The 21,703-nt window shown below is 65.9% G+C and carries 17 protein-coding genes; 8 read left to right on the top strand and 9 right to left on the bottom strand.

Annotation, left to right across the window (positions count from 1 at the left end):
• The 7 genes from VGE27_RS14695 to VGE27_RS14725 all read right to left on the bottom strand — a co-directional run.
• Nucleotides 1-1,140: PmbA/TldA family metallopeptidase (locus VGE27_RS14695; protein ID WP_331050422.1), on the bottom strand; the 1,140-nt coding region annotated here is incomplete at its 3' end.
• A gap of 35 nt (nucleotides 1,141-1,175) precedes the next feature.
• The gene (locus tag VGE27_RS14700) at nucleotides 1,176-2,576 is read right to left on the bottom strand and encodes a metallopeptidase TldD-related protein (RefSeq protein WP_331050423.1); all 1,401 of its coding nucleotides are present in this window, start codon (nucleotides 2,574-2,576) and stop codon (nucleotides 1,176-1,178) included.
• Between the two features lie 51 nt (nucleotides 2,577-2,627).
• On the bottom strand, nucleotides 2,628-4,472 hold the full coding sequence (locus VGE27_RS14705) for a hypothetical protein (protein ID WP_331050424.1): 1,845 nt from the start codon (nucleotides 4,470-4,472) through the stop codon (nucleotides 2,628-2,630).
• Nucleotides 4,469-6,595 carry a hypothetical protein gene (locus tag VGE27_RS14710; RefSeq protein WP_331050425.1) on the bottom strand — a complete coding sequence of 709 codons (2,127 nt, stop codon included), beginning with the start codon at nucleotides 6,593-6,595 and terminating at the stop codon, nucleotides 4,469-4,471. Before VGE27_RS14710 ends, VGE27_RS14705 begins: the two co-directional genes overlap by 4 nt.
• A complete protein-coding gene (locus tag VGE27_RS14715; protein ID WP_331050426.1) occupies nucleotides 6,592-7,869 on the bottom strand; it encodes a BatA domain-containing protein in 1,278 nt (425 codons plus the stop codon). The genes VGE27_RS14710 and VGE27_RS14715 overlap by 4 nt, the downstream gene beginning before the upstream one ends.
• Before the next feature lie 28 nt (nucleotides 7,870-7,897).
• Nucleotides 7,898-8,833: a DUF58 domain-containing protein gene (locus tag VGE27_RS14720; RefSeq protein ID WP_331050427.1), complete on the bottom strand. Its 936-nt coding sequence runs from the start codon at nucleotides 8,831-8,833 to the stop codon at nucleotides 7,898-7,900.
• An 11-nt stretch (nucleotides 8,834-8,844) separates the two neighbouring features.
• The gene (locus VGE27_RS14725; protein ID WP_331050428.1) at nucleotides 8,845-9,831 is read right to left on the bottom strand and encodes a MoxR family ATPase; all 987 of its coding nucleotides are present in this window, start codon (nucleotides 9,829-9,831) and stop codon (nucleotides 8,845-8,847) included.
• Between the two features lie 151 nt (nucleotides 9,832-9,982).
• Here VGE27_RS14725 and VGE27_RS14730 point away from each other — a divergent pair, with 151 nt between their 5' ends.
• Entirely contained in the window at nucleotides 9,983-10,486 is a 504-nt protein-coding gene (locus VGE27_RS14730; protein WP_331050429.1) for a paraquat-inducible protein A, read from the top strand.
• 24 nt (nucleotides 10,487-10,510) lie between these two features.
• On the opposite strand, the gene VGE27_RS14735 is transcribed toward VGE27_RS14730, so the two are convergent.
• Nucleotides 10,511-10,978, bottom strand: a complete 468-nt coding sequence (locus VGE27_RS14735; RefSeq protein WP_331050430.1) for a hypothetical protein — start codon at nucleotides 10,976-10,978, stop codon at nucleotides 10,511-10,513.
• Between the two features lie 135 nt (nucleotides 10,979-11,113).
• Here VGE27_RS14735 and VGE27_RS14740 point away from each other — a divergent pair, with 135 nt between their 5' ends.
• On the top strand, nucleotides 11,114-12,244 hold the full coding sequence (locus VGE27_RS14740; protein WP_331050431.1) for a DNA alkylation repair protein: 1,131 nt from the start codon (nucleotides 11,114-11,116) through the stop codon (nucleotides 12,242-12,244).
• Nucleotides 12,245-12,253: 9 nt separating this feature from the next.
• Here the strand turns inward: VGE27_RS14740 and VGE27_RS14745 are convergent, their stop codons facing one another.
• A complete protein-coding gene (locus VGE27_RS14745; protein WP_331050432.1) occupies nucleotides 12,254-13,171 on the bottom strand; it encodes a LysR family transcriptional regulator in 918 nt (305 codons plus the stop codon).
• Nucleotides 13,172-13,343: 172 nt separating this feature from the next.
• Here VGE27_RS14745 and VGE27_RS14750 point away from each other — a divergent pair, with 172 nt between their 5' ends.
• From VGE27_RS14750 to VGE27_RS14775, 6 genes are all read left to right on the top strand, one after another.
• A complete protein-coding gene (locus VGE27_RS14750; protein WP_331050433.1) occupies nucleotides 13,344-14,375 on the top strand; it encodes a hypothetical protein in 1,032 nt (343 codons plus the stop codon).
• A gap of 156 nt (nucleotides 14,376-14,531) precedes the next feature.
• Nucleotides 14,532-15,077 (top strand): DUF4402 domain-containing protein, encoded by a 546-nt coding sequence (locus VGE27_RS14755; RefSeq protein WP_331050434.1) that lies wholly within the window; start codon nucleotides 14,532-14,534, stop codon nucleotides 15,075-15,077.
• Between the two features lie 12 nt (nucleotides 15,078-15,089).
• Nucleotides 15,090-15,998: a hypothetical protein gene (locus VGE27_RS14760; protein WP_331050435.1), complete on the top strand. Its 909-nt coding sequence runs from the start codon at nucleotides 15,090-15,092 to the stop codon at nucleotides 15,996-15,998.
• A complete protein-coding gene (locus tag VGE27_RS14765; RefSeq protein ID WP_331050436.1) occupies nucleotides 15,998-16,489 on the top strand; it encodes a DUF4402 domain-containing protein in 492 nt (163 codons plus the stop codon). The genes VGE27_RS14760 and VGE27_RS14765 overlap by 1 nt, the downstream gene beginning before the upstream one ends.
• 55 nt (nucleotides 16,490-16,544) lie before the next feature.
• Complete coding sequence (locus VGE27_RS14770) at nucleotides 16,545-19,430, top strand: hypothetical protein (RefSeq protein ID WP_331050437.1); 2,886 nt, start codon at nucleotides 16,545-16,547, stop codon at nucleotides 19,428-19,430.
• A 63-nt stretch (nucleotides 19,431-19,493) separates the two neighbouring features.
• On the top strand, nucleotides 19,494-21,692 hold the full coding sequence (locus VGE27_RS14775; RefSeq protein WP_331050438.1) for a response regulator: 2,199 nt from the start codon (nucleotides 19,494-19,496) through the stop codon (nucleotides 21,690-21,692).
• The last annotated feature ends 11 nt before the right edge of the window (nucleotides 21,693-21,703 follow it).

The following is a 21,703-nucleotide window of genomic DNA, read 5'->3' on the forward strand; positions in this document are numbered from 1 at the left end:
GTCAAAGCCGACGGTGCCAAGACCCGCACTGGTCTTGTCACAGGTGACGTTGAACTGCTTGGAGCCGTACTTGAGCTTGCCCACGTCGGAGAGCTTCACGAAGCTCGTGCCGGCGTAGTTGGCCTCATAGCCCACGATGCGGTCCACTTCGGTGGCGTGCGCGACGATCTCGTGAATCGTGAGCATCGCGTGCGACGGCGAGAGAATGAGGTCCTTGAGGCCACTCGAACCCAACGGCTTCGCGGTGCACATCTCCACCGCATCGGTCGCCACTTTTTCGGCCTGATCGAGGAAGTCGCTCTTCTCGGCGAACTCCCAGCCGCCAGTGCCCGCCTCACCCGAGTAGTTGCGTGTGCGCGTGACTTCACCGACGCGCGCCGTCACCGAGAATGTGGGCGTGGTGGTGAACAGCTCCTGCTCGATGTACGAGCCTTCGCTGCTGGCGTAGTAGCGCCATTCATAGCCATGGTTGCACGCCACGTTCACCGCAGTCACGCCCTTCACGGCCGCCGCCTTGTCGGCGATGGCCTGCGCCCAGGCCTGCTTGTCCGTGGCCGACACTGATGTGGGATGCTTGAGCATCGGCGTGATGTAGTGCTCCTGATACGGCTTCACTGGCGCGAGCTTCATGTCTGCCTTCTTGGCGATGGCGCTGGCCTTCGCCACTTCGACGGCCACGCGCGTCACGCGACGCAGTTCGTCTTCGGTGAGGATGGGGCTGGATGCAAAGCCCCACACACCGCTGTGGATCACGCGCACACCAAAGCCACCGGGCTGACGCTCGGCGTCGGACGGAATGCCCTGCACGCGGCGCCCACCACCACGCCCACCTGGGCCACCACCGCCGCCACGACCACCACCGAAGCCACCGCCACCGGGACCCGCGGGCGCACCACCGGGACGGATGTTCACCGTGGCACCAGGCAACATGGACGTCATGGTGAAGCGCACATCGGTGTAGCTGCAGCCGGCCATCTTGCCTTCGGCCAACACGATGTCGGCGAGACCCTTGAAGCGGGTTTCGAGCGGACGGCCCTGCGGCGAATCAGCGAGCACCTGACCGAACAAGTCACGCGAATACAGCGTGAGCGCGGCACCGGCTCCGAACTTCTTCAGAAAATCACGACGGGAAGAGCTCATGGGAGGATTCTGTCGAAGAAAAAGTAGGGAGTCGGTCAGACCGCAGGAGAGACGGACGTCATGTAGAACTCTTCGATGCGCACCGGCGGCACCAGCGCCGCATTGCTGCTGTCGAAGGATTCACCGAGCAGCATCGGCACGGGCTTCCCCACGAGCGTGACGTTGTTGTAGCCAACGAGTGGGGACATGTTCCAGCGGAAGTTCTGCACCGGTCCGACGATCTCGCCGTTCTCGATGAGAAAGAGACCATCGCGTGTCATGCCGGTGTTGAGCAGCGGCTGCTCTTGCGACGGCACGCCGCGGATGTACCAGAACGAGGTGACGAGCAGACCGCGTCGCGTCTGCTTGATCATGTCCTCGACGGAGAGGTTGCTGCCTTCCTGCACGAGACTCTGGTTGGTCGTCGCGGCCGCACCGGTACCGAGCGTGCGCAAGACACCGTTCTCCACCCACGTCACCGGTGCCGATGGCTTGTTGTCGGGGCCAAACGTGGACTGGCGCAGCACCTGATTGCCGATGTCGCTCTTCAGCGTGAAGAGATCGCTGAAGATCTTGTCGCCCGGCTTCTTGCCGCGCATGAAGCTGTCGGGGCCACCGATGCCACCGAACATGCCACCGCCACCTCCGCCACCACCACCGCCGCCGCCGCCGCCGCCGCCCGGTGGGCCGCCCGCAGCACCGTCGGGACCACCACCTCGCGCCGCGAAGATACCCGTGACCAGCGACAGGAAGCGCGCATTGGCGCGGGACTCGAGAATGACGGTGTAGCGACCCGGCTCCAGCGCTTTGGCATTGCGGCTGCGCAGCGCCTTGTCTGACGCGCGCTCGGTGAGTGCCTTCACGTCGATCATGCTGAAGTCTTTCACGCCACCGATCGCCGCGAAGCCAGAGCCGCTCCCGTCCGCCATGCGGCATGTGAGCACGAAGCCCATGTCGGCCGAGCGATAGTAGGCGAAGAGGCCCTTGGAGTTGGCGGTGGCATTTGCCAGATCGTTCTTGGGCATGTAGCCCGCGCCCACCACTCCGCGTGATGCGGCAATGTCGATGCTCTCCTTCACCATGCGCCCCCGTTCAGCGGGACCGACGCTCACCATGTTCGGCAGTGCCGAATCGATGGGGATGTAGTCCTGTGCGCCGAGCAGCTCCGGCAGATTCTGCGAGTCCTGCGCCGCCTGCGCGTCGGCCATGGCCTCGGCGATCATCGTCTTGAGACCCGCGTCGGAGGTGTCGCGTGTGCTCGACGTGCCGACCTTTTGTCCGACCCGCACCGTGACGTTCACGTTGAGGTCGAACTGGACGAGGTTGGTGGTGATGGACGAGTTCGCCCATCGGGTGCCGGAACGTTCACCGCCGGTGAACTGCACCTCGACGGCGTCCGCCTTTGCCATGTCGATCACCTTGTCGGTGATGGCCTTCACTTGATCGCGTGTGTACATGCGCGGGTTACGCGGGGAAGAAAGGGAGTGCTGGGACGGGACGAGTCAAAATCAGGGAGAGCCGCGACGCCTACGTAGCCACCATTCCGTCCCAAATGCGAGGGCCAGCGGCACGATCCACCAGCCAATTCGCATGGGGTGCCACGGGGACGGGCGACGGCGATCGCCGATGGCCTGGGTGATGAGTGCGGGCAGGGAGTCGATGCCCTGGCCGGACAACATGCGTCCGCCCCGCGACTTCGCCCAGGCTGCCAATTGTTCGGTGGTGCGGCTGTCGGGGAGTTGCTGGCCATTGTCCACCAGCACCGGCGAGAAGACGGTGTCGCCTTGCCATGTGGCACGCAGGAGCGCGACGGGCGGGTTGGCGCGGGTGAAGGCAGGCCATGTCACGCGCCATGTGCCGGCCACGTTCGTCGGCAGGAGGCGCACCGATACGGTGTCGCCGGCGTGAGTCAGTCGCACCAACGGACGCTCGTTCCCCGATGCGCCGGATGCATTCGTGCGCAAGAGCACCGATCGTGGCCAGGCTTCGTCTGCCGGTGCCGCACTGATTGCGAGCAAGGGCGTGCGTCGGGCGGCCATGTCGGCAATCAGGTCGCGCCAGGTGGCGTCGAAGGTGGAGCGTGCCGCATCACGAAATCGCCACGCGTCGAAGGCGCCGTGCACCAGCAGCGTGCCGCGGCCGTGAGGCACACGCCACGCTACGGTGGATTGTGTACCGACTGAAGCGCCAGCCGATGTCGTGGCGACCGCTTCGGCGTCGTGGGGCATGACCAGCGGCGTGGCCACCGACGTGGCGAGCAGGTGCACCGAATCCATCGCCGTTCCGGGGGCGCCGGCCTGACGCACCACTCGCGGTGCGTTGGACGGCAGCGGTGGCAGCAGGCGCCATTCACGAGCCTGTACGAGCGCATCGAGACCAGTACGTGCGGCGGCGAGTGAACCGCCCGGCGCCAGGTGATCGGGGAGCAGCACAACGGCGACACCGTGAACCGTAAGCAGCCGGTCGAGCGCGTTGACATCGGCGGCGTTCAAGGCATCCGGCGCGCCGACAACCAAGACGTCGGGGAGCGGCGTTTGTCGTTCCACGGCGGCGAGCGATCCCGGGGCCAGCGTGGTGGCGCGGCTGACCTGCCGGGATGTGACAACGCGACTGCTCACACGAAAGCGTGCGTCACGCTCGACGGTGCGTCGCACGAACGTCGACAACCAGGATGGCCGTGGGTCGTACACCAGCACGTGCCACGGTTTGGACTGGATGTGCAGTGCGTGCTGCCAGTGCACAGTATCAGCGCCCTCGACAAGGCGCATGTCGAGCACCTGCGTGCCTTCACGGATTGGCACATAGGGCAAGGATACGCTCGCGCGCGCGCCAGCCGTCAGGCTCACCGACCGCTCGACAACCAGCACGCTGTCGTCACGCACTTCCACACGAACGCGCACCGAGTCGGCGGCATTCGCTGGTGCGATCGTTGCGGCATCGCGGGCCAGCCCGGTCTCCAGCACGATACGACCATCGAGTGTTGCAACATTGGGTGCCCGCCAGCGCTCGACATGCACACCGCGGGTGGTGCCGACGTTCACCACGAACGCAACCGATGTGTCTGCTGTCATTGCCGTAACATTCGTGGGCAGCGCAGCGCCAACGGTCACCTGCGCATCGGCTTCAGGCGCCGGGCCGAAGATCACAGCCGCATGTGGTGCGAGCGCTGCGTGCACGCGACTCAGCTCTGGGGCATACCGACTGCTGTCGGCAGACCATACGGCGACCACTGGTGGCACCGATCGGGTGATCGTGAAGACTGGGTCGATGATGCCCAGGAGAATGATGACGATCGCCACCATCCTCGCCGCCTGTTCGCGCAGGTGCCGGGTCGTGCCGGGTGTATCGATCACGGGGGCGTGCTCCGGTTGCGACTGCGCCCGAGCTCCTGCTGAATGTCGCGCACGAGGCTGGCCTCGTCCGCGGGCCACTGGCGACGGGACAATGTGGTCAGCCAATCCGAAAGGCCCAGCGTCGCCGAATCTAGCGCGGTGCGTGCGGCTCCCGAATTGCCGCCTGCCTGCTGCAACCAGCCCGCGATGCGCTGCGCCCGTGCATTGCTTGCATCCAGCTGCAATACCCGCAGCGCGAGGCTGTTGTACGATGGGCCCGTCGTGCTGTTGCCGCGCGCGCGTACCTGATCGAGCACATCGCGAACGGCCACACGCTGAGTCTCCACCTCGCCGACTGGCGTGGGGCGAGTCTGGCGGGCGATGCTGTCGAGCGATCCGGAAAGGCGCCGTGAGAAGTCGAGCGCCTCCCGCTGCGTGAGCGCCCGCATGAGGAAGCGCTGCCGGGAAAAGGCTTCCTGCAGATTGTTGAGCGCGGTCTTCTCGTGGCGTAGCGCGGTCGCGAGATCCTGATCGCCGAGTGTGAGTGCGGCGCGGCTCATCGCACGAATGGCGGTAAGCAGTGCGGTGCGCCCGCGGTTCACCATGCGACCAGCGGCCAGGTCACCTTCACTCTCCGCCTCGTGTGATTCGTCGAGATCGGCGATGCCGTTTTCATCAGCAATCATCGCCTGTTCGAACTCGCCGCCCATCATGAACACGAACTCGGCGCGTACCCGGCGCTGTTCGGCGGCCAACTGGCGGGACTGTTCTTCGACAGCCGGGCGGGGCAGCGACTTCTGGGCTGCGATCAGGCGTTCCGTCTTGAGAATGACCATCTGCTGGCTGACGGCATACCGGTCTTCATCCGGATCGAGCGCAAAACCCGCTGCGGCGATGCCACCGGCTGCCGCGCGCTCGGCGATGAATGCATCGGATTCGATGGGTGGTACACCCGGCCGTGCATCGGCCACACGCGCGCGGTAGACGACCAGGTCACCCGGCTCGCGCAGTAGTGTGTCGAGCGGCAGCGTACCGGTCGCGCGCCACGCGGTGAGGGCACTGCGCGTGACCTGCAGTGGAATGCGCGCTTCGTCAAAAGTGAAACGTTCACCCGAGCCAGACACCTTGGTGATGTGCAGTTCCAAGGTGCGGAGCCCGATATCATCGCTCGCTTCGATCGTGACCGCGAGCGGTGCGCGCGTGCTGTCCACGATCATGTCGCGCGCCGGTGCCGTGATGCGCGCCGAGGGCGCCGCATCCACCTGCATGGCGATCGCGATGAGACGCGGGTCGGCGGTGTTGCCTGATGAGGCGGGTGAGAGCGCAAGAAAGCCGTCGCGCTGTACGGTTGCCCGCCAGGTGAAGTCACCGCTTGCCGGCCGCGGGACGTGCACTTCACCGGAGTCGGTAGCCACGATCAACGAATTGCCTGTCGCGGCAGCGGTCACGACGATCGTGCTCCCTTCGAGCGCCTCGATGCGCGAGGGGTTGCGCAGTCGCTGCGTGGCGCGGCCGGTATAGGCCGGCGGGATCACGGTGACGTCGACGCGCGAGATGGATGCCGTTCCCGATGCGCGGGCAATGACGTTGCGAACGCTTCGGTCAGGGGCACCTGCGGGAACGGCTCGTGTAGCCACCACCGCCATCACCCACAACACCAGCGACACTGCGATGGCCCGACTCACGGATGTCCACGGAAGCAAGACCGGCACGTCGACCGCGGTGGCCAGCTGCGATGCACGATGGCGCAGGGTGGCATGGGCTTCGGCCGAAGCCAGGCCTGCGGGCTCCTGTTCGTCGGTAGCTTCGAGCGCCGTGAACAGCAGGTTGCGTGATGCGGGGATCAAGCGCTCCATGTCGGCTGCGGCGATGGCGCGTGTACGGCGCGCCCGCACGATCACGTAGCCGACAGCCGCCCCTGCAGCGCCACACAGAGCCGCGCGTAGCAGAGCCCACAGCACCGCGGCGACCGGCCCGGCGTGCGACGTCACCAGCGGCGTGACAATGAGGTGGCGCAGTTCCCACAGCACCGCAACATCCAATCCGATGGCCGCGCCCATGCCGGCGCTCAGCAACGCGCGTCGTGCACTGATGGTGTGCAGTAGCCGTTCAACCGATGCCACAGCCGAGGCGGATCGAGTCATGACCGCCGCCGCATGAGCCACTCCACACCAGCCAGGGCGAGTACGGCCGCCCATACCCAGCGCGCCCACGTCTCCGTGGAATGCCGATCGGTGACTGAGCCGAGGCCGATGGACGGGCCGGATGGCAACGATTGCCACTGTGAGATGGTGGCCGCGCTGTGCAGATCACGGTCGATGCCGTTGTGCGCGCGCAAAGCTCGGATGACCGGATTGTCCGACATCGCCAGCAGTGTGGCGGTGGCCAGCGTGGGTCGTTCTGCGGTCCTGACAATGACCACTGGTTGGCCGCCTTGCACCACACCCACCAGCACGGGCTGGCCCGAGACATCGAAATGCAACGGGAAGTGCAGAGCGGCAGGTGAGTGGCCGGTGCTGTCTGCCGAAGCTCCCGACCATCCATTCACGATAGACGCGATGGTTCGATCACTCGCCACCGCCAGCAGTCGTGCCACGGCGGGGGCGCGGCGGGGCGCTGCGATGGTGTCACCGAACGTGCCAATGTCGCTGACGGAGTTGCTGGTCAGCAGAGGATAGCGGAGACCGTTTGCCACAACCGAACGGTCCACTGACAGCACCACCGCTCCACCCAGGGCGTGCACCGCCGTCACTACCTCGTCGGTCGTACGTGCGTCCAGCCCGGTGATCCACTGCAGCGTATCGCGTGCGACACGGAAGTCGATGACGCCAGGACCCGCACTCGGTGAGGGTGGCTCGTGGATCAGCGTCACCCGCACATCGCCCGGGAGCGCGGCAATGTCGGCGGAATCGAGCGCGCTCACCGGAAAGCTGCTGCGCACAACCAGCGCGCGGGGCGATGGCCGCGTGCGCAACCAGGCCACCGCGCGCGACACTGCGGGGCGCAGGGCAAATGGTTCGGCGAACAACAGCAGCGAGTCACCAGTCTGCGACACATGATCCGTTGCGCCGCCGTTGGTGGAATTCTGCGGTGTCCGACGCTCGGCGATCATCGCGGTGGAAGCCGTCGCGCCGCCCTCAGCGACACCGGTACCGTCACGCGTTGGCGCGCCGCGTTTCACCCACAACGGCTGCGCCAACGCCAGTACCGCAGTGCCGAGTAGCAGCATACGCACGCACAGCAACGGCAGGTCGCTCAGCACCGAACGCCGTGTCGGGCGTAGTGGAGACGCGTCGAGAAAGCGCAGCGACGGGAACTCCACCGTGCGCGGTGGCCGTCGGCTGAAGAGGTGCACCGCAATGGGAATCGCGAGCGCGGCCAGTCCGGCCCAGGCCCACGGATTGAGCCACTGCATCATGCGGCAGTCACCGGCGGCTCAGGGCGGCTCACGGCGCACTGTGTTCATGCCCCGCCGCTCCGCGGGAACGGCGCAGCAGGTAGTCGCGCAACGCCTGTTCCGGTGCGTCGCCACAATCGAACAGGCCGTAGTCGATGCCTTCCTGCTGCGCGAACCGATGACAGCGTCCGAGAAATGCGGTGTGCGCCGCCGCGTAGGTGGCGCGCACTGCCGGCTCCACGAGACGTTCACTGCCCGACTCGAGGTCCCGCACGCTGACCTGCTCATCGAAGGACCAGGTGCGCTCATCAGGCGACAGCAACTGCAGCATGGCCACGTCATGGCCGCGTTGCACCACATGGCGCAACTCCCGCTGGGTCTCGGCTTCCTGATCATAGAAGTCCGACAACACCATGATGAGGCCCCGGCGCTGCAACAACTCCGCCGCGCGACCGATGGCGAGCGGTGGGTCCCACACACCGTTGGCAGTGATGCCGCCGAGTCGTGCCAGCAGCGCGCGCAGGTGCACACGGCCACTGCGTGCCGGCAGGTAGTGCATGGCGGCCTCGCGCGCATTGTCCGGGCGGGACAGCGTCATGAGACCAACGGCATTGCCCTGCTCGATGGCGAGATACGCCAATGCCGCGGCCAGCAGGATGGCGTAACGCAGCTTGGAATTTGCCGCGCCGCTTGGGTGGTCCATCGAGCGGCTGGTGTCGAGCACCAGCATCATGCCGACGTTGGTCGTCTCGCGGGATTGCCGCGTATAGAGGCGGTCGCTGCGCGCGTACACCTTCCAGTCGAGGTGCTTGAGATCATCGCCCGCGCGATACAACCGATGCTGATGAAACTCCGCGCCCGCGCCATTGAACGGACTGCGATGACCACCCACGCGCAGCCCTTCCACGACCACGCGCGCCGCCAGCTCGAGATCATCGATGGCGGTGACGAGCGTCGGTGGGAGACCGGACAGGTGTGTCTCCACTTCGGTCGACCTTACGGACGGACGGCGTCGAGCAACCGGCCGATCACGCGATCGACCGGTACCCCTTCCGCTTCGGCACGGTAGTTCACGAGCAGTCGATGGCGCAGCACGGGCAGTGCCACCTGTGCGATGTCGGCGTGAGACGGCACGACACGGCCATCGAGCAGTGCGGTCGCCTTGGCGCCGAGCAGCAATGCCTGACCCGCGCGAGGGCCGGCGCCCCAGCGCACCCACTCGCGCACCTCCGGCGGGCAGGTGGCATCGGCAGGACGCGTCGCGCGCACCAGTCGCAGCGCATAGTCCACCACGTTGGACGCGGCGGGCATGGCACGCACCAGATGCCTTGCCGACTCGAGCTCTTCGCCACTCGCCACCGGTGTCACCGCAGTGGGCGTGCCTCCCGTGGTATCGGCCAGAATGCGGCGCTCGTCGTCGATGTCCGGATAGTCGATCACCACGTTGAACATGAACCGATCGAGCTGCGCCTCGGGCAGGGGATGGGTCCCTTCCTGCTCGATGGGGTTCTCGGTGGCCAGCACGAACAGTGGGCGCTCGAGCGCATGCCGCACCCCTCCCACCGTCACCTGATACTCCTGCATCGCCTCGAGCAGCGCCGACTGCGTGCGCGGGGGCGTGCGGTTGATCTCGTCGGCGAGGATGACGTTGGCGAACACGGGTCCGGGGATGAACCGCACGTGGCGCTTGCCGGTGGACGGATCTTCCTCGATCACCTCGGTGCCGAGGATGTCGGACGGCATCAGGTCGGGCGTGAACTGGATGCGGCTGAAACGCAGGTGCACCGCGTCGGCGAGCGTCTTGATCAGCAGCGTCTTGGCCAACCCCGGCACCCCGCGCAGGAGACAGTGGCCACCCGCCAGCAGGCACGTCAGCACCTCTCGGCGCACCGCCCGTTGTCCGATGATGACCCGGCCGATTTCCTGGTCGAGCCGATGGGCCAGCGCCACGGCGGATTCGAACTGTGCGTCGGGTGTCGTCATGAGTCCGGCGAGGCGTCTCTGGAGCGTGAGCGGGTCGAAGGCGGTACGACGGCGAAACAGCTACAGCATGGGTACGTGGCGGGAGACGGAAGATACGCCGATGTCTGTCCGATGTCTGGAGGAGCGCCGCGCCGAGTGGTAACGTCGGTGCATGACGAACCGGAATCGCCTCGCCCTGCTGCTGTCCGTGATTTCACTCGCGCTGCTCTGGCCCGGGCTGGTTGAACCCGTCCTGACCATCAAGGCGACGATGGACCTGTTCGGCGTGACGCGGGAGCTCACCAACGAGACACGCAGTGTGGTGGGGGCCATTCGCAGTCTGCACGCCTCGGGCAACGATTTCGTGGCCGGACTGATCCTGCTGTTCAGCGTGCTGGTGCCGCTCACCAAGGCCGCGCTGCTCATCCCGATCCTCGCCCTGCGGGGTTCGCCGTGGTCGTATCGGCTCTTCGTCTTCGTGCGGGCGATCAGCAAATGGTCGATGGCCGACGTGTTTGCCGTCGGTATGCTGATCGCGCTGCTGGTGGCGAAGGGGACCGCCAACCTGTCGGCTATCGCGGGCGTGGGGTTCTACTACTTCACTGCCTACTGTCTGGTGTCCAACGCGGCGTTTCAGTTGCTGCAGATGGAGCGACCGCTCACCGGCGGTCGCTGACTCACACGCCGGCCCACCGTCGATTCAGCGTGGTGCCGGCGTCGCCTTGGCGGGCGTGATGCGAAACTTGGCGATGGGCTTGTTGTCGAGATTCACCATGCCTTCGATGACGCGCGCTGCCGACAAGGTGCCGTCATGCTCCAGCAGGCGATTCTCAGGTGCCGTGACCACGAAGCGCACGCGCTGACCCTCAGTGACCACCTTGCCGATTGGGCCCGAGCCCTGTCCCGGTACCATGGCCACGCCGCCCAGTGCGCCGTTGGTCTGCGTGAAGTTGTAGGTCACCGGTACCACGATGGTGCTGTCGCCCAGCGGAATCGTGGCTGTGCCGGACCAGGCGCCAAGCAACGCCGACGCATCACCAGCCTTGGTTGCACTGCCGGCGATCTTGGCCTGCGATTTGGTTGGCGCTTTCGCCTGGGCCTCGCTGCTGCGCGGTGCGACAACGACGATGGTGGCGAGCAAGGTGGCCAGTACGGTCGAACGGGGCATGCAAAAAACTCCGGGGCAGGGCGTCGAAGCCAATACACGAAAATTGTCCCGCAGTGCCCATGTCGGGAAAGGTCTTGGGACGCATGGCAGCGCGTGCGTGGCGCGTCACATGCGCAGTGGGGCAGATTTCCCTGCATGGCAGAACCGTTCAAGAATTTCATCAGTGCGGAACTCGTGCAGAGTGCCGCCAATCACCTGCAACGCACCGACGCGCGATTCAAGGCGAAGCCGTTTGTGGCGCGAGTGGTCCCTCAACTCGACGCGCTCGAGCTGAAAGCGCGGGCCATGTGTGTGGCCGACGCACTCTCCGATGCGCTGCCGCCGGATTTTGACGATGCGGCCACGCTCCTCGAGCGGGCGCTGGCGCCGGTGGGTGTGCGTGAAGACGCGCCAGCCATGCATCTCGCCAAGACGGGCTTGAGTGGCTGGTTCCTCTGGTCCGTCGGTGAATACGCGGCTCGGCGTGGTGTCGAGCACCCGGAACGAGCGCTGGCGTTCCTGCATGCGCTCACACAGCGCTTCACCGCGGAATTCGCCATCCGTGCGATCATCGTGGCGCATCCCGAGCTCGCGTATCGCACACTGGCCACATGGGCACATGATGACAGCGAGCATGTGCGGCGCCTGGTGAGTGAGGGCACCCGTCCACGATTGCCGTGGGGACTACAACTGCGTGCCCTGATTGCGGACCCGTCACCGTCGTTGCCGTTGCTGGAAGTGTTGCTCGACGACCGCAGCGAGTATGTACGGCGCAGTGTCGCGAATCATCTCAACGACATCGCCAAGGATCATCCGGCGCTGGTGGCGGAGTGGGTGGAACGTCATCTGCCAGGTGCCTCTCACCAACGTCGCGCTCTGCTCAAGCACGCCTGCCGCACGTTGATCAAGAAGGGTGACGCGCGGATCCTCGACGCGTGGGGACTGGGTGCGCGGTTCAAGGGCAGCGCTGTCCTGTCGCTTGCGCCACGTCGCATCACGCTGGGTGGTTCCACACAACTGACGCTGGAACTCACATCGTCGGCGAAGCAGGCGCAGTCGTTGGTGATCGACTACGTGGTGCACCATGTGAAGGCCGATGGCAGCACCTCACCCAAGGTATTCAAGGGGTGGTCGCTGACCCTGCCGCCGCGCGGTGCACGCACGCTCACTCGCAAGCACACCGTGAAGCCGATCACCACCCGTCGCTACTACGCGGGCGTGCACCGCGTGGAGGTACAGATCAACGGGACGGTGGTGGCCGAGGCGGAGTTCAGGCTGTCGCTGTAACGGTGTCGATCAGCTCGGCGTCTCTGCGCGCCAGGGAACGGGCGTGAGCGCCTGCTGCAGTGCGCGCACAAAGGCGGTGGTGCGCGCGCTGCGTCCCTTGCGTGGTCCAACCAGCGCAACGACGGGCGCATCGGGGAGAGTGTAGGCGTCGAGCAGCCGCACGAGGCGACCTGCGCGCAGGTCATCGGCGATGCTCCACTCCGAGCGCACGATGATCCCTTCACCGCTGAGGGCCCATGCGCGCACGACATCGCCGTCATTGCTGGCCAGCACAGGCTCGATGCGCACCTGAACCGCTGGGGCCCCACGTCGACCAAAGCGCCACAGCGTGACGTCCTCGTCGTTCTCCCGGAGCGCTATACAACGATGCGTCAGTAGATCGCGCGGCGCGTCCGGAGTGCCATGGCGTGCGAGGTACGATGGCGCGGCGCAGAGTACCCGATCGTTGGCCGCCAGCGGACGTGTCACGAACGACGATTCCGGCAGCTCACCGATGTGCACCGCCACATCCCAGGAATGGTCGGTGACCTTGCCCCGACGATCGGAGAGCATCAGGTCGATGGTCACCGCCGGATGTTCCTGCTGAAACGACGCGACCACTGGGGCGACGTACGCCCGCCCGAACCCGAAGGGGGCCACCACGCGCAGATGACCGGCCACGGCGCCGCCGCGGGCGGATAGCGTCTCCGTCAGCTCGGCGATGTCATCGGCGAGTGCCCGTCCACGCGATGCGAGCAGTTCCCCTTCGTCGGTGAGGGCGATGTGCCGCCCGCTGCGATCGACCAGGCGCACGCCCAGTCGGCGCTCGAGCTCCTGCAGGCGCTGCGTGACCGCAGAGGGCGTGACATCGAGTTCACGCGCTGCGGCGGCCAGCGACGGGGACCGCGCCACGGTGCTGAAGAAGTCGAGATCGGCGGTGGTGAGCATTCAGGTCAATCTACGTATGCCAGCGCGGATAGTTACGTCGCACCTTCATGGCTCAGCAGTGACAGTGACGCTATGTTGGGAGACCGCCGCTTCGTCCCCTCCGCCCCGGGCTCATGGCCAAAGACCTCATGCTGGACGCGGAACTGAAGCGCCGCGGCGAGCCTTGAGCGGGGTGAGCGACATGCCGCCGTTGCGCGCGCCGTACTTCAGCGTGCCCGATGGCGTGTGGGTGATGGAAAGACCCGCCGACATCCGGGTGATTCTGCGGGACGCGCGTTTCGGCATGCTTGGTGAGACCGCCATCGACCCGGCGGCCGTGGCCGAGGTGGCGGATCAGCCGTTCCGGTGGTGGCAGGCGTCGGCGAGTGCTAGTCTGCTCAACCCCAATGCCGAGGTCATTGATGATCTCGTGAATCAGTTGCGCGCGGCGTCGCAGGCGCTGGCCGCTGCCTTGGACGCCGCTGACCAGCGCGCGATGGGAGACGATCCCGCGGTCATGGACCTGATGGCCACCGTACTGCGCCCGTGGAGCCATGCGGTGGCGGCCCGGTTGCTGGATATCCCGTTGCCGGTGGTGGTGGAGGCCGAGCCGCTTGCCCGGCGGGTCTTCGAGGTGGCGGCACAGGTGGAAGATTCGACCGGCCTTCCTGCCGATGCGACGCCGGCGACGTTGGGGCTGCTGGAGCGCCTGGCTCCGTACCGCCGAGCCGATCGCCCGGGCGACGGGCTGGATATTCAGGCGTGGGTCGCGCTCACCCAGACGCTGCCAGCGCTCATTGCGGCCGGAGTGCTGGGACGATCGCCGGAGGGGGGCCATCGCCGTTGTCCGGCAGGAGCGACCGCTGACGTTCCCACGCGATCGGAGGAGGCGCGTCTGGCCTCCGCGTCTCCGGTGCGGGCGCTCTTCCGCACGGCGCTCACGGAGGTGGCACTGGGCGAGGTCGTCATCGCCCCGGGCGACCGGGTGATGCTCTTGGTGGCGCACGACCCGCAGTTCCTCTTCGGGGACGGCCGCCATCGCTGTGCGGGCGCGTCGCTGGTGCGCACCCTCTTTGGTGCGGCCATGGCCGTGTTCGATGCCTCCCCATTGGTGGCCAAAACCGACGTCATTACAGAAAATGACCATTTCCTCATACAGCGGGTCGATGGTCGGGCGATGCGGACCGTGGGTGTTCTTCCTGTGCAGCTGGCAGGGTCATTGTAAGTCACTTGTAAGCCATTTTCGGACATCCGGCTCTCAAGCCGTCCACAGGAATTCCGACACTGAAGTGAGTAAGCAGTACGCCGGCGCTGACGTCGGCACCGGCATCGCAGCGCGATGCCTTCTTCATCTCGGTTGGTTTTGTTCGTGGAGGTCTGTATGTCGCTTCGTTTGTCCAACCCGCTGGCTGGGCTGCGCGCGTTTCGTTTGTCTGCTGAATTGATCATTGCGGTTTCCTTGGTGCTTCTGATGTTCGACGCCGGTCGCCTGCAGGCGCAGACGTCGGCCAGTGCCAACGTGACGGCCTCGGTGTCGCAGCCTTTGTCGGTCAGCGCCACCAATGGCCTGGCGTTCGGCACCTTGTTCCCGGGCAACAACAAGACAGTGGCCGTCACGGATGCCGCCGCTGCCGCGTTCTCGATCTCCGGCGCTGCCAATGGCAACGTCAGCATGACGTTCAGCATTCCCACGACGATCACGAGCGGTGGCAATTCGCTCACCGTGGATTCCTGGGCCGCACGTCGCAACACGACGAACAGCGCCAGCGCGGGCACGGACTTCACGCCCAGCGCCTCGGCCACCCAGGCGGTGCTGAGCGGCTCGGGTAACCTGTACGTCTTCGTGGGTGCCACCGCGCACCCCGGCAGCTCACAGGCGGCTGGTGCGTACACCGGCACGCTGACGCTCACCGTCGTCTACTTCTAATAGCATCCGACGATGAAGATCCTCGCATTCAATGATCGAGTCCACACCAATGTGTGGCGCGCAGGTGAATGGGTACGCGACGCGATGCGGCTGATGCGGATTGCAGCGGGTGTGGTCGCCTTGGCGGCCACACCGCTGTCCGCGCAGTCGGTGTTGATCGCCCCCACCGCCATCATCATTGATGCGAATCGCCCGTCCACGGCCATCACGCTCGTGAACACCGGCACCGCTCCGGCAGAAGTCTCGCTGTCGTTCACGTTCGGACTGCCGGCGACGGACAGTGTTGGGAACATGCACATCACGCTGGACGAGTCCCCTGCCGACAGCATGCCGTCGGCGGTGGATTTTGTGCATGCATACCCGTCGCGGCTGGTGTTGCCGGCCGGCGGTCGTCAGGTGGTACGCCTGGTGGCCGCTCCGCAGCGCAAACTCGAGGCGAAGGAATACTGGGCTCGCCTCATCGTCACGAGCCGACAGGGTCGGCCGATGGCGGTGGGCACATCGACCGATGCTCCAGCCGATGCGCAGGTGGCGCTGGATCTTGAAGTGCGTTCGGTGCTGGCGGTGTTCTATCGTCCGGCGGGACTCTCCACGGCGCTCGACATGTCGGCGCCGAACACCCGTGTGGCGAATGGTCAGATCGAAACCCGTGTACGGCTGCAGCGCGGTGGCAACGCGGCGTTTGTCGGCTCGGTGTCGGCGGTGCTGCGTGACAGCACCGGCCGCGTGCATGGCAAGAAGGACATTCCCCTCGGCGTGTACTATGATCTCGAGCCGCTGATCACGCTCGGTCTCGCCTCGGTGCCGAAGGGGACTTACGAGCTCGAATTGTCCGCGCGCCCCGAGCGCCCGGATGTGCCGAACGGCATGCTGCTGCCCGCGAAAGTGGTGAAGCAGCGCACCGCGGTGGTGGTTCCCTGATGCCGGTGCTCCATCGCTGGCCCCGTACGCTGGCCTTGGTCAGCAGCCTCGTGCTGCTGCTCGGGCCTGTGCGTGTTGCCAGCGCGCAGACGCAGGTGACGGCCCTGAGCGGGCTGGATTTTGGTGCGATCATCAGTGGCACCACATCCACGATTGCACCGACGGCGGCGCAGGCCATGTCATTCCGCATTCGCGCGAACGTGGGCTTGAGTCTGGGTTTCACCATGACCCTGCCGACGGTGCTTACGCGCGTCGGTGGTGGGGCCACGATGCCGGTGTCGTTCTGCACGACCTGTGCGCGTTATCGGCTCAACAACACCAATCCTGCGGGCGGGGTGACGTTCAATCCCAATGTGGGTGTGCTCGCGTTGGTACTGCTCGTGGCGGGAGATGTATATGTCTGGGTGGGCGGGTCGACGTCGCCGCCACTCAACCAGCCTGCGGGCAACTATACGGGGACGGTCACGTTGACTGTCGCCGCAATCATCTGAGGCCACAGTGCCGGCCGCACGTCGTTCGGGAGTCATGCACCCGGCCAAACTCCTGATGGCAGGGGGGGGGCTCGCCGCGTGCGTGGTTGCCACGCCGGTCAAGGCCCAAGCGCCTGTGGGGGTGCTGGGCACACCGGTCGTCGCGGCGGTTGAGGAGACGGGGAACCGGCGCTACCTCGAGATCGCGCTCGAACTCAGCATCGAAAACGCGCACCGCGCGACCGTGTTGGCCCATCAGCAGTTCGATGGAGTGGTGCTGCTTGACGCCCGTGACATCCTGGCGCATGCCGGATGGCGCCGTACGGTACCTGGTGCGGCCGTCCGCGTGAAGCCGCATGCCAACTCTCCGGCTACCACGCTCTGCCGATCGGCCTTCGATCGCAAGGAGCCGAGCTGCTACGTGCCTGTCGCCACGCTGTCGACGGCGCTCGATGCGATCGTGGAAGTGGATCTTGCCTCGGCGGTGGTTGTCATCCGCGAAGCGAACCATCTACCTGTGGTGCGGCGCGCGAAGCTCCTGCGCGACAGCCGTCTGCCCAAAGCCGGCCGCATCACGTCGGACTCTTCGGCCATTCGCGTCGCCAATGATTCGTCGGCGTCGCAGCCGCCTGCCGCGGTGACGTTCGCGGCCGCACCGCCCATGCTCGTTGCACGCCCGGTGGGCGGTACGCTCGGCGTACTGCAGCTTGACTATCTGGTGTCGGCGCAGCATGGCATGTCGCGCAGCGGCTCGCTGAATGGTGAAGCCTTGCCGGGCGCATGGCAGTTCGGTTCGCTGGTTCGTGCTTCCACGCATATCGTCGGCGGCGACCTCGGTGTCGACGTGCGTCATGACTTGAGTGGTACGCACGTCGACAACACCACTTGGACGTTCCGTCCGCGTCCCGGTAGTTCACGTCCGATGGTCAGCCTGGGGGTGGTCGACGATGCGAGCCCGCAGCCGGTGCGCCTCGATGGTATCACGTTTGGTCGCCCGGTGCGCGAGACCTATCAGCCGCGGATGGTCTCCATCGCGAAGTCGGCGCATCCCGAGTGGAGCTATGTCGGCATGGTCAACGACCAGTTGATCAGCATGCAGCGCCTTGGTGATTCGAGTATGGCGATGGCCATCCCGGTCACCGGTGAGGCCGTGCGCTATGACGTGGTGGGATGGGGCGCCGATGGTCTCGAGCGCCGCTATTCGCGCATGGTGCACGCGCCGGCGGCCCAGCTCGCACGTGGTGATGTCCGCTACCTGGCCTCGGTCGGCCGTTGCACGGCGTCGATCACCCTGTTTGTCGCGGACAGTGCGCCGTGCCAGTGGCGCGCCGCCACCGACTGGCGCTTCGGCATTTTTCCGCGCTTCACCGGACGCGCGGGTACGACGTGGACCGATGGGCGCTGGCAGCCGTACGTGGGTGCCAATGCGCTGGTGGGCTCCTCCATCGTGCTGCAGGCGCTGTTCGGTGTCCCGCATGAAGGCGACGCGCTGTCGCGGTGGCAGGCCACCTGGAATCCGACGCCGTTTCATCTGCTCACCGTGAGCGGCAGCCGCTCGCTTGGACGGACGCTGCATTCGGCGCAGTGGCAGGTGGGCGTGCCGGCCATCGAGCGCCTGTCGCTGATGGGCATGTGGAACCGTGCGAAGGGCACCACGGACCAGCTCGATCTGGGACACCTGGGCCTGGTGGGGCAGGTGGGTGCGTTTCGTACGGAATTCTTCGGTCGCTACACGCGCATGCATCTGGGAACTCCGGGGCGCACGCCCGCCATCGTGATGGCGTGGGATGCGCAGAGCCGCCTGTCCACCCCGCTCGCGATGCAAACGATGGTGATGAACACGCCGTCGATCAGCACGCCGACGGCAACGAGCGCGAACCTGGTGGCGTCGAACAACAACGTCACAACCACGCGTTCGGTGGGTGTGGACGTGAGCGCGGCGCCCAAGTGGATGTCGACCGGCACGACGCAGTGGTGGATGCGCGGTTCGGTGTCCTTGGACAACCGGCAGAATGGCACCACCAGCCAGACCGGGGCCGTGCGCCTCGACCTGCGACTCAACGGTTCGCTGCCGCTGGCCGAGGTCGAGGTGGGTCGGTCATACTCGCAAGCGGAACGCAGTGGTCGGTGGATGGTGATGATCTCCCCACGCCTGCCGCAGGCGCGGTTGACCACCTCGGCTTCGCACAACACCGCCGTGGGTGACGTGAACGGTCAGCGGTGGACCGAGCGCGCGTCGACGATCACACAGATGGCGACGGGTTCGGTTGTGCTGAATGCCCGTGAGCAGAGCGTGCGGGCCACGGCCGACCGCGCGATTCGTGGTGGCGGCCTGCGGATGCGGGTGTACCTGGACCTGGACAACAACGGCCGCTACGACGAGAACGAGCCGGTATTGCCGCAGGTCAGCGTGATCGCCGGCAATCGCCGTGCGGATACCGACGTGTCGGGCCGAGCCGATATCCTCGGGCTGGCGGCCAGTGAGCCGGTCACGGTGCTTGTCGATTCCACCTCGCTGCCGCTGCCGTGCTGGCGCCCCATCTCGCAGCAATGGCTGGTGCAGGTGCCGTCGGCGGGCATTGGTGAGATCGACCTCGGTCTGCGCTACGGCGCTATTGTCGAGGGACAGGTCGTCATGGACCCATCGGGCACTGGTGTACGGCAGGGGCTGCCTTCCCGCCTGCTCGTCGCCAACGTCGAGCGCAATGAACGATTTGAAGTGGACGTGATGAACGATGGCGGCTTCTATCTGCTCGGTCTGCCTGCGGGACGCTATCGTGTGCAGCGCACGGCTGTGCCCGGTGGTGGCAGTGCGCCGTCCGTTTCACAGAGTGGAATATCCGACGAATTGGTCGTCCCCGCGCCACCGGCCGGGCTCGCCGCTCCTTCGATGTGCCAGATCGTGACGACACAGTTGCGTCTTGCATCCGTCCCACTCGCGCCCGCACGTTCCGCACCATAGAGTACCGGCAGGGATGTATTGGGGTCGTACACCCCGTGTGCCCGGTGCTCGAGGTAGGTGCCAATGAAGCGTTTGCTTGCCCTGATGGGAGTTGAGGATTTGGTGGAGATGCGATTGCGCCATCTCCACCGCGTGGCGTTGTTGTCCCTCGCCATCGTCGCAACCATCACGGTGTTTGGCGGTCTGGCGCTGGAGCGGGCGACGGGATGGGTGGCGCACACGCGCGAAGTGATGCGGCACGTGCGCTCGGTGCAGGCGCACTTGTTCGAGCATCAGAAGGTCGTGGTGCCAATGGCACCGCCAACGCCAGCGCCAACACCTGCTGCTTCGGTCGCCACGGCCTCGGTCGCTGCACCGCTCAGTCCGGATCTGTTGGCTGCGCTGGACTCCATGTTGATCCTGACCAAGGACAACCCCGCCCAGTATCGTCGGGCGACGGCAGTGCTCGAAGCCGTGCATCGGTGGAACAACGACATGCACCTGATGGCACGCGAGGGCAGTGCGGCAGCAGCTATCGAAGCGAAGCTGTTGCTGCAGCAGACGCTGCGGGAGTTTCAGGAAGAGGAGAATCGCCTGTATCAGGCGCGTATCTCCGTGGAGCGCCGCTGGCGCATCGCGCTGCTGATCACGATCATCGCGTCGCTGGTCGCGATCTGGTATGCGCTCACGCGATTCGTGCGCACCACCGTGCGTGAGGCGCGCGAGGCCCAGGAAGCGAAAGCCCTGCGTGATCGCACGGCCGACCGCCTCACGGTGCTGATGAACATCTCACCAAATCCGTTTGCCATTATTGGCGTCGAAGATGAATTGGTGTTGGTGAATACCGCGTGGCGCTCGCTCGAGCAGTCCAATGCGGCGGGCAGGGGGCCGCTGGGCAGCCTCGATCCCGGCTTCCACGCACCGCTGCGGGCCCTCATCGACCAGGCCCGCAGCACGCACGAAACCCAACGCATCGAAATCAACGATCCCTCCAACACGGTGGAGGTGTCGGGCATGCGCACGCCGCGTGTCTGGACGGCAACCGCCTACCGGGTGGACCACGGCGCCGATCTCGAGGGCGCGATCTGTCTGACGCTGGCGGATGTCACGTCCATTCGGGCCATCGAGCTGCAGATGCGGCAGACGCAGCGTCTCGAATCCATCGGACGCCTGGCTGGCGGTGTTGCGCACGACTTCAACAACATCCTCACGGCAGTAATCGGGTTTACCGATATGGCCACTGCCGAGGCGGGTGAAGACGGCCGACTGCGCGCCGATCTCAATCAGGTACGCAAGGCCGCTGATCGCGCGTCATTGCTCACCAGACAGCTGCTTTCATTCAGTCGTCAGCAGGTGCTGCACCCCAAGGTGCATGGACTTGGCGATGTCGTGCGCGATCTCGAACTCATGATCCGGCGCCTCATCGGGTCACACATCACGGTTTCGGTGCGCATCGCCCCGGACACGGGCAATGTGCACATCGACCTCGGCCGCATCGAGCAGGTGATTCTCAACCTTGCCATCAACGCGCGCGATGCGATGGGCGCCGGCGGTGGTGCGTTGACGATCGAAGTCGGCAATGCCACGCGCGAAGACCTGTCGGCGGCTCACGAACGCGGCGATACCCCTGCGAGTACCGTCGATGGATCGTTCACGATTCTGCGCGTGCGGGACACCGGCGTCGGCATGACGCCGGACGTGCAGCAACGCATCTTCGAGCCGTTCTTCACCACGAAGCCGGTGGGCCAGGGCACTGGACTCGGGCTTGCCACGGTGCTCAATGTCGTGCGCGAATCCAACGGATTCATCGGCGTGGAAAGTGCGCCCGGGTGGGGAACCACCTTCGAGCTGTTCCTGCCGCGCACCATGGAAGAGCCCGCGGCGATGACGGTCTCCACGGCGGCGCGGCGCATGCAGCGTCAGAGCGGCACCGTGCTGGTGGTGGAAGACGATCGCGACGTGCGCCAACTCACCGAGTATGTGTTGAGCGAGGCGGGCTATACCGTCCACGTGGCGAAGAACGGCGTGGACGCACTGGATATGCTCAAGCGCAAGGGCGACGAGATCGATTTGCTGGTCACTGACCTCGTGATGCCGGGCCTTGGCGGTGTGGACCTCGCCAAGCACGATCTGGTGACGTCACGCAATATCCCGGTGCTGTTCCTCACGGGCTACGCCGCCGACAACACCATGCGCATGACGGTTCTGCCCGCTGACGCGCATGTGATTGCCAAGCCGTTCACGCCGACACAGCTGGTTGAAGCAGTGGCTGCCGCGCTCTAGCGCACAACAAT

The sequence above is a fragment of the Gemmatimonas sp. genome, assembly GCF_036405635.1.
Taxonomy (GTDB): Bacteria; Gemmatimonadota; Gemmatimonadetes; order Gemmatimonadales; family Gemmatimonadaceae; genus Gemmatimonas.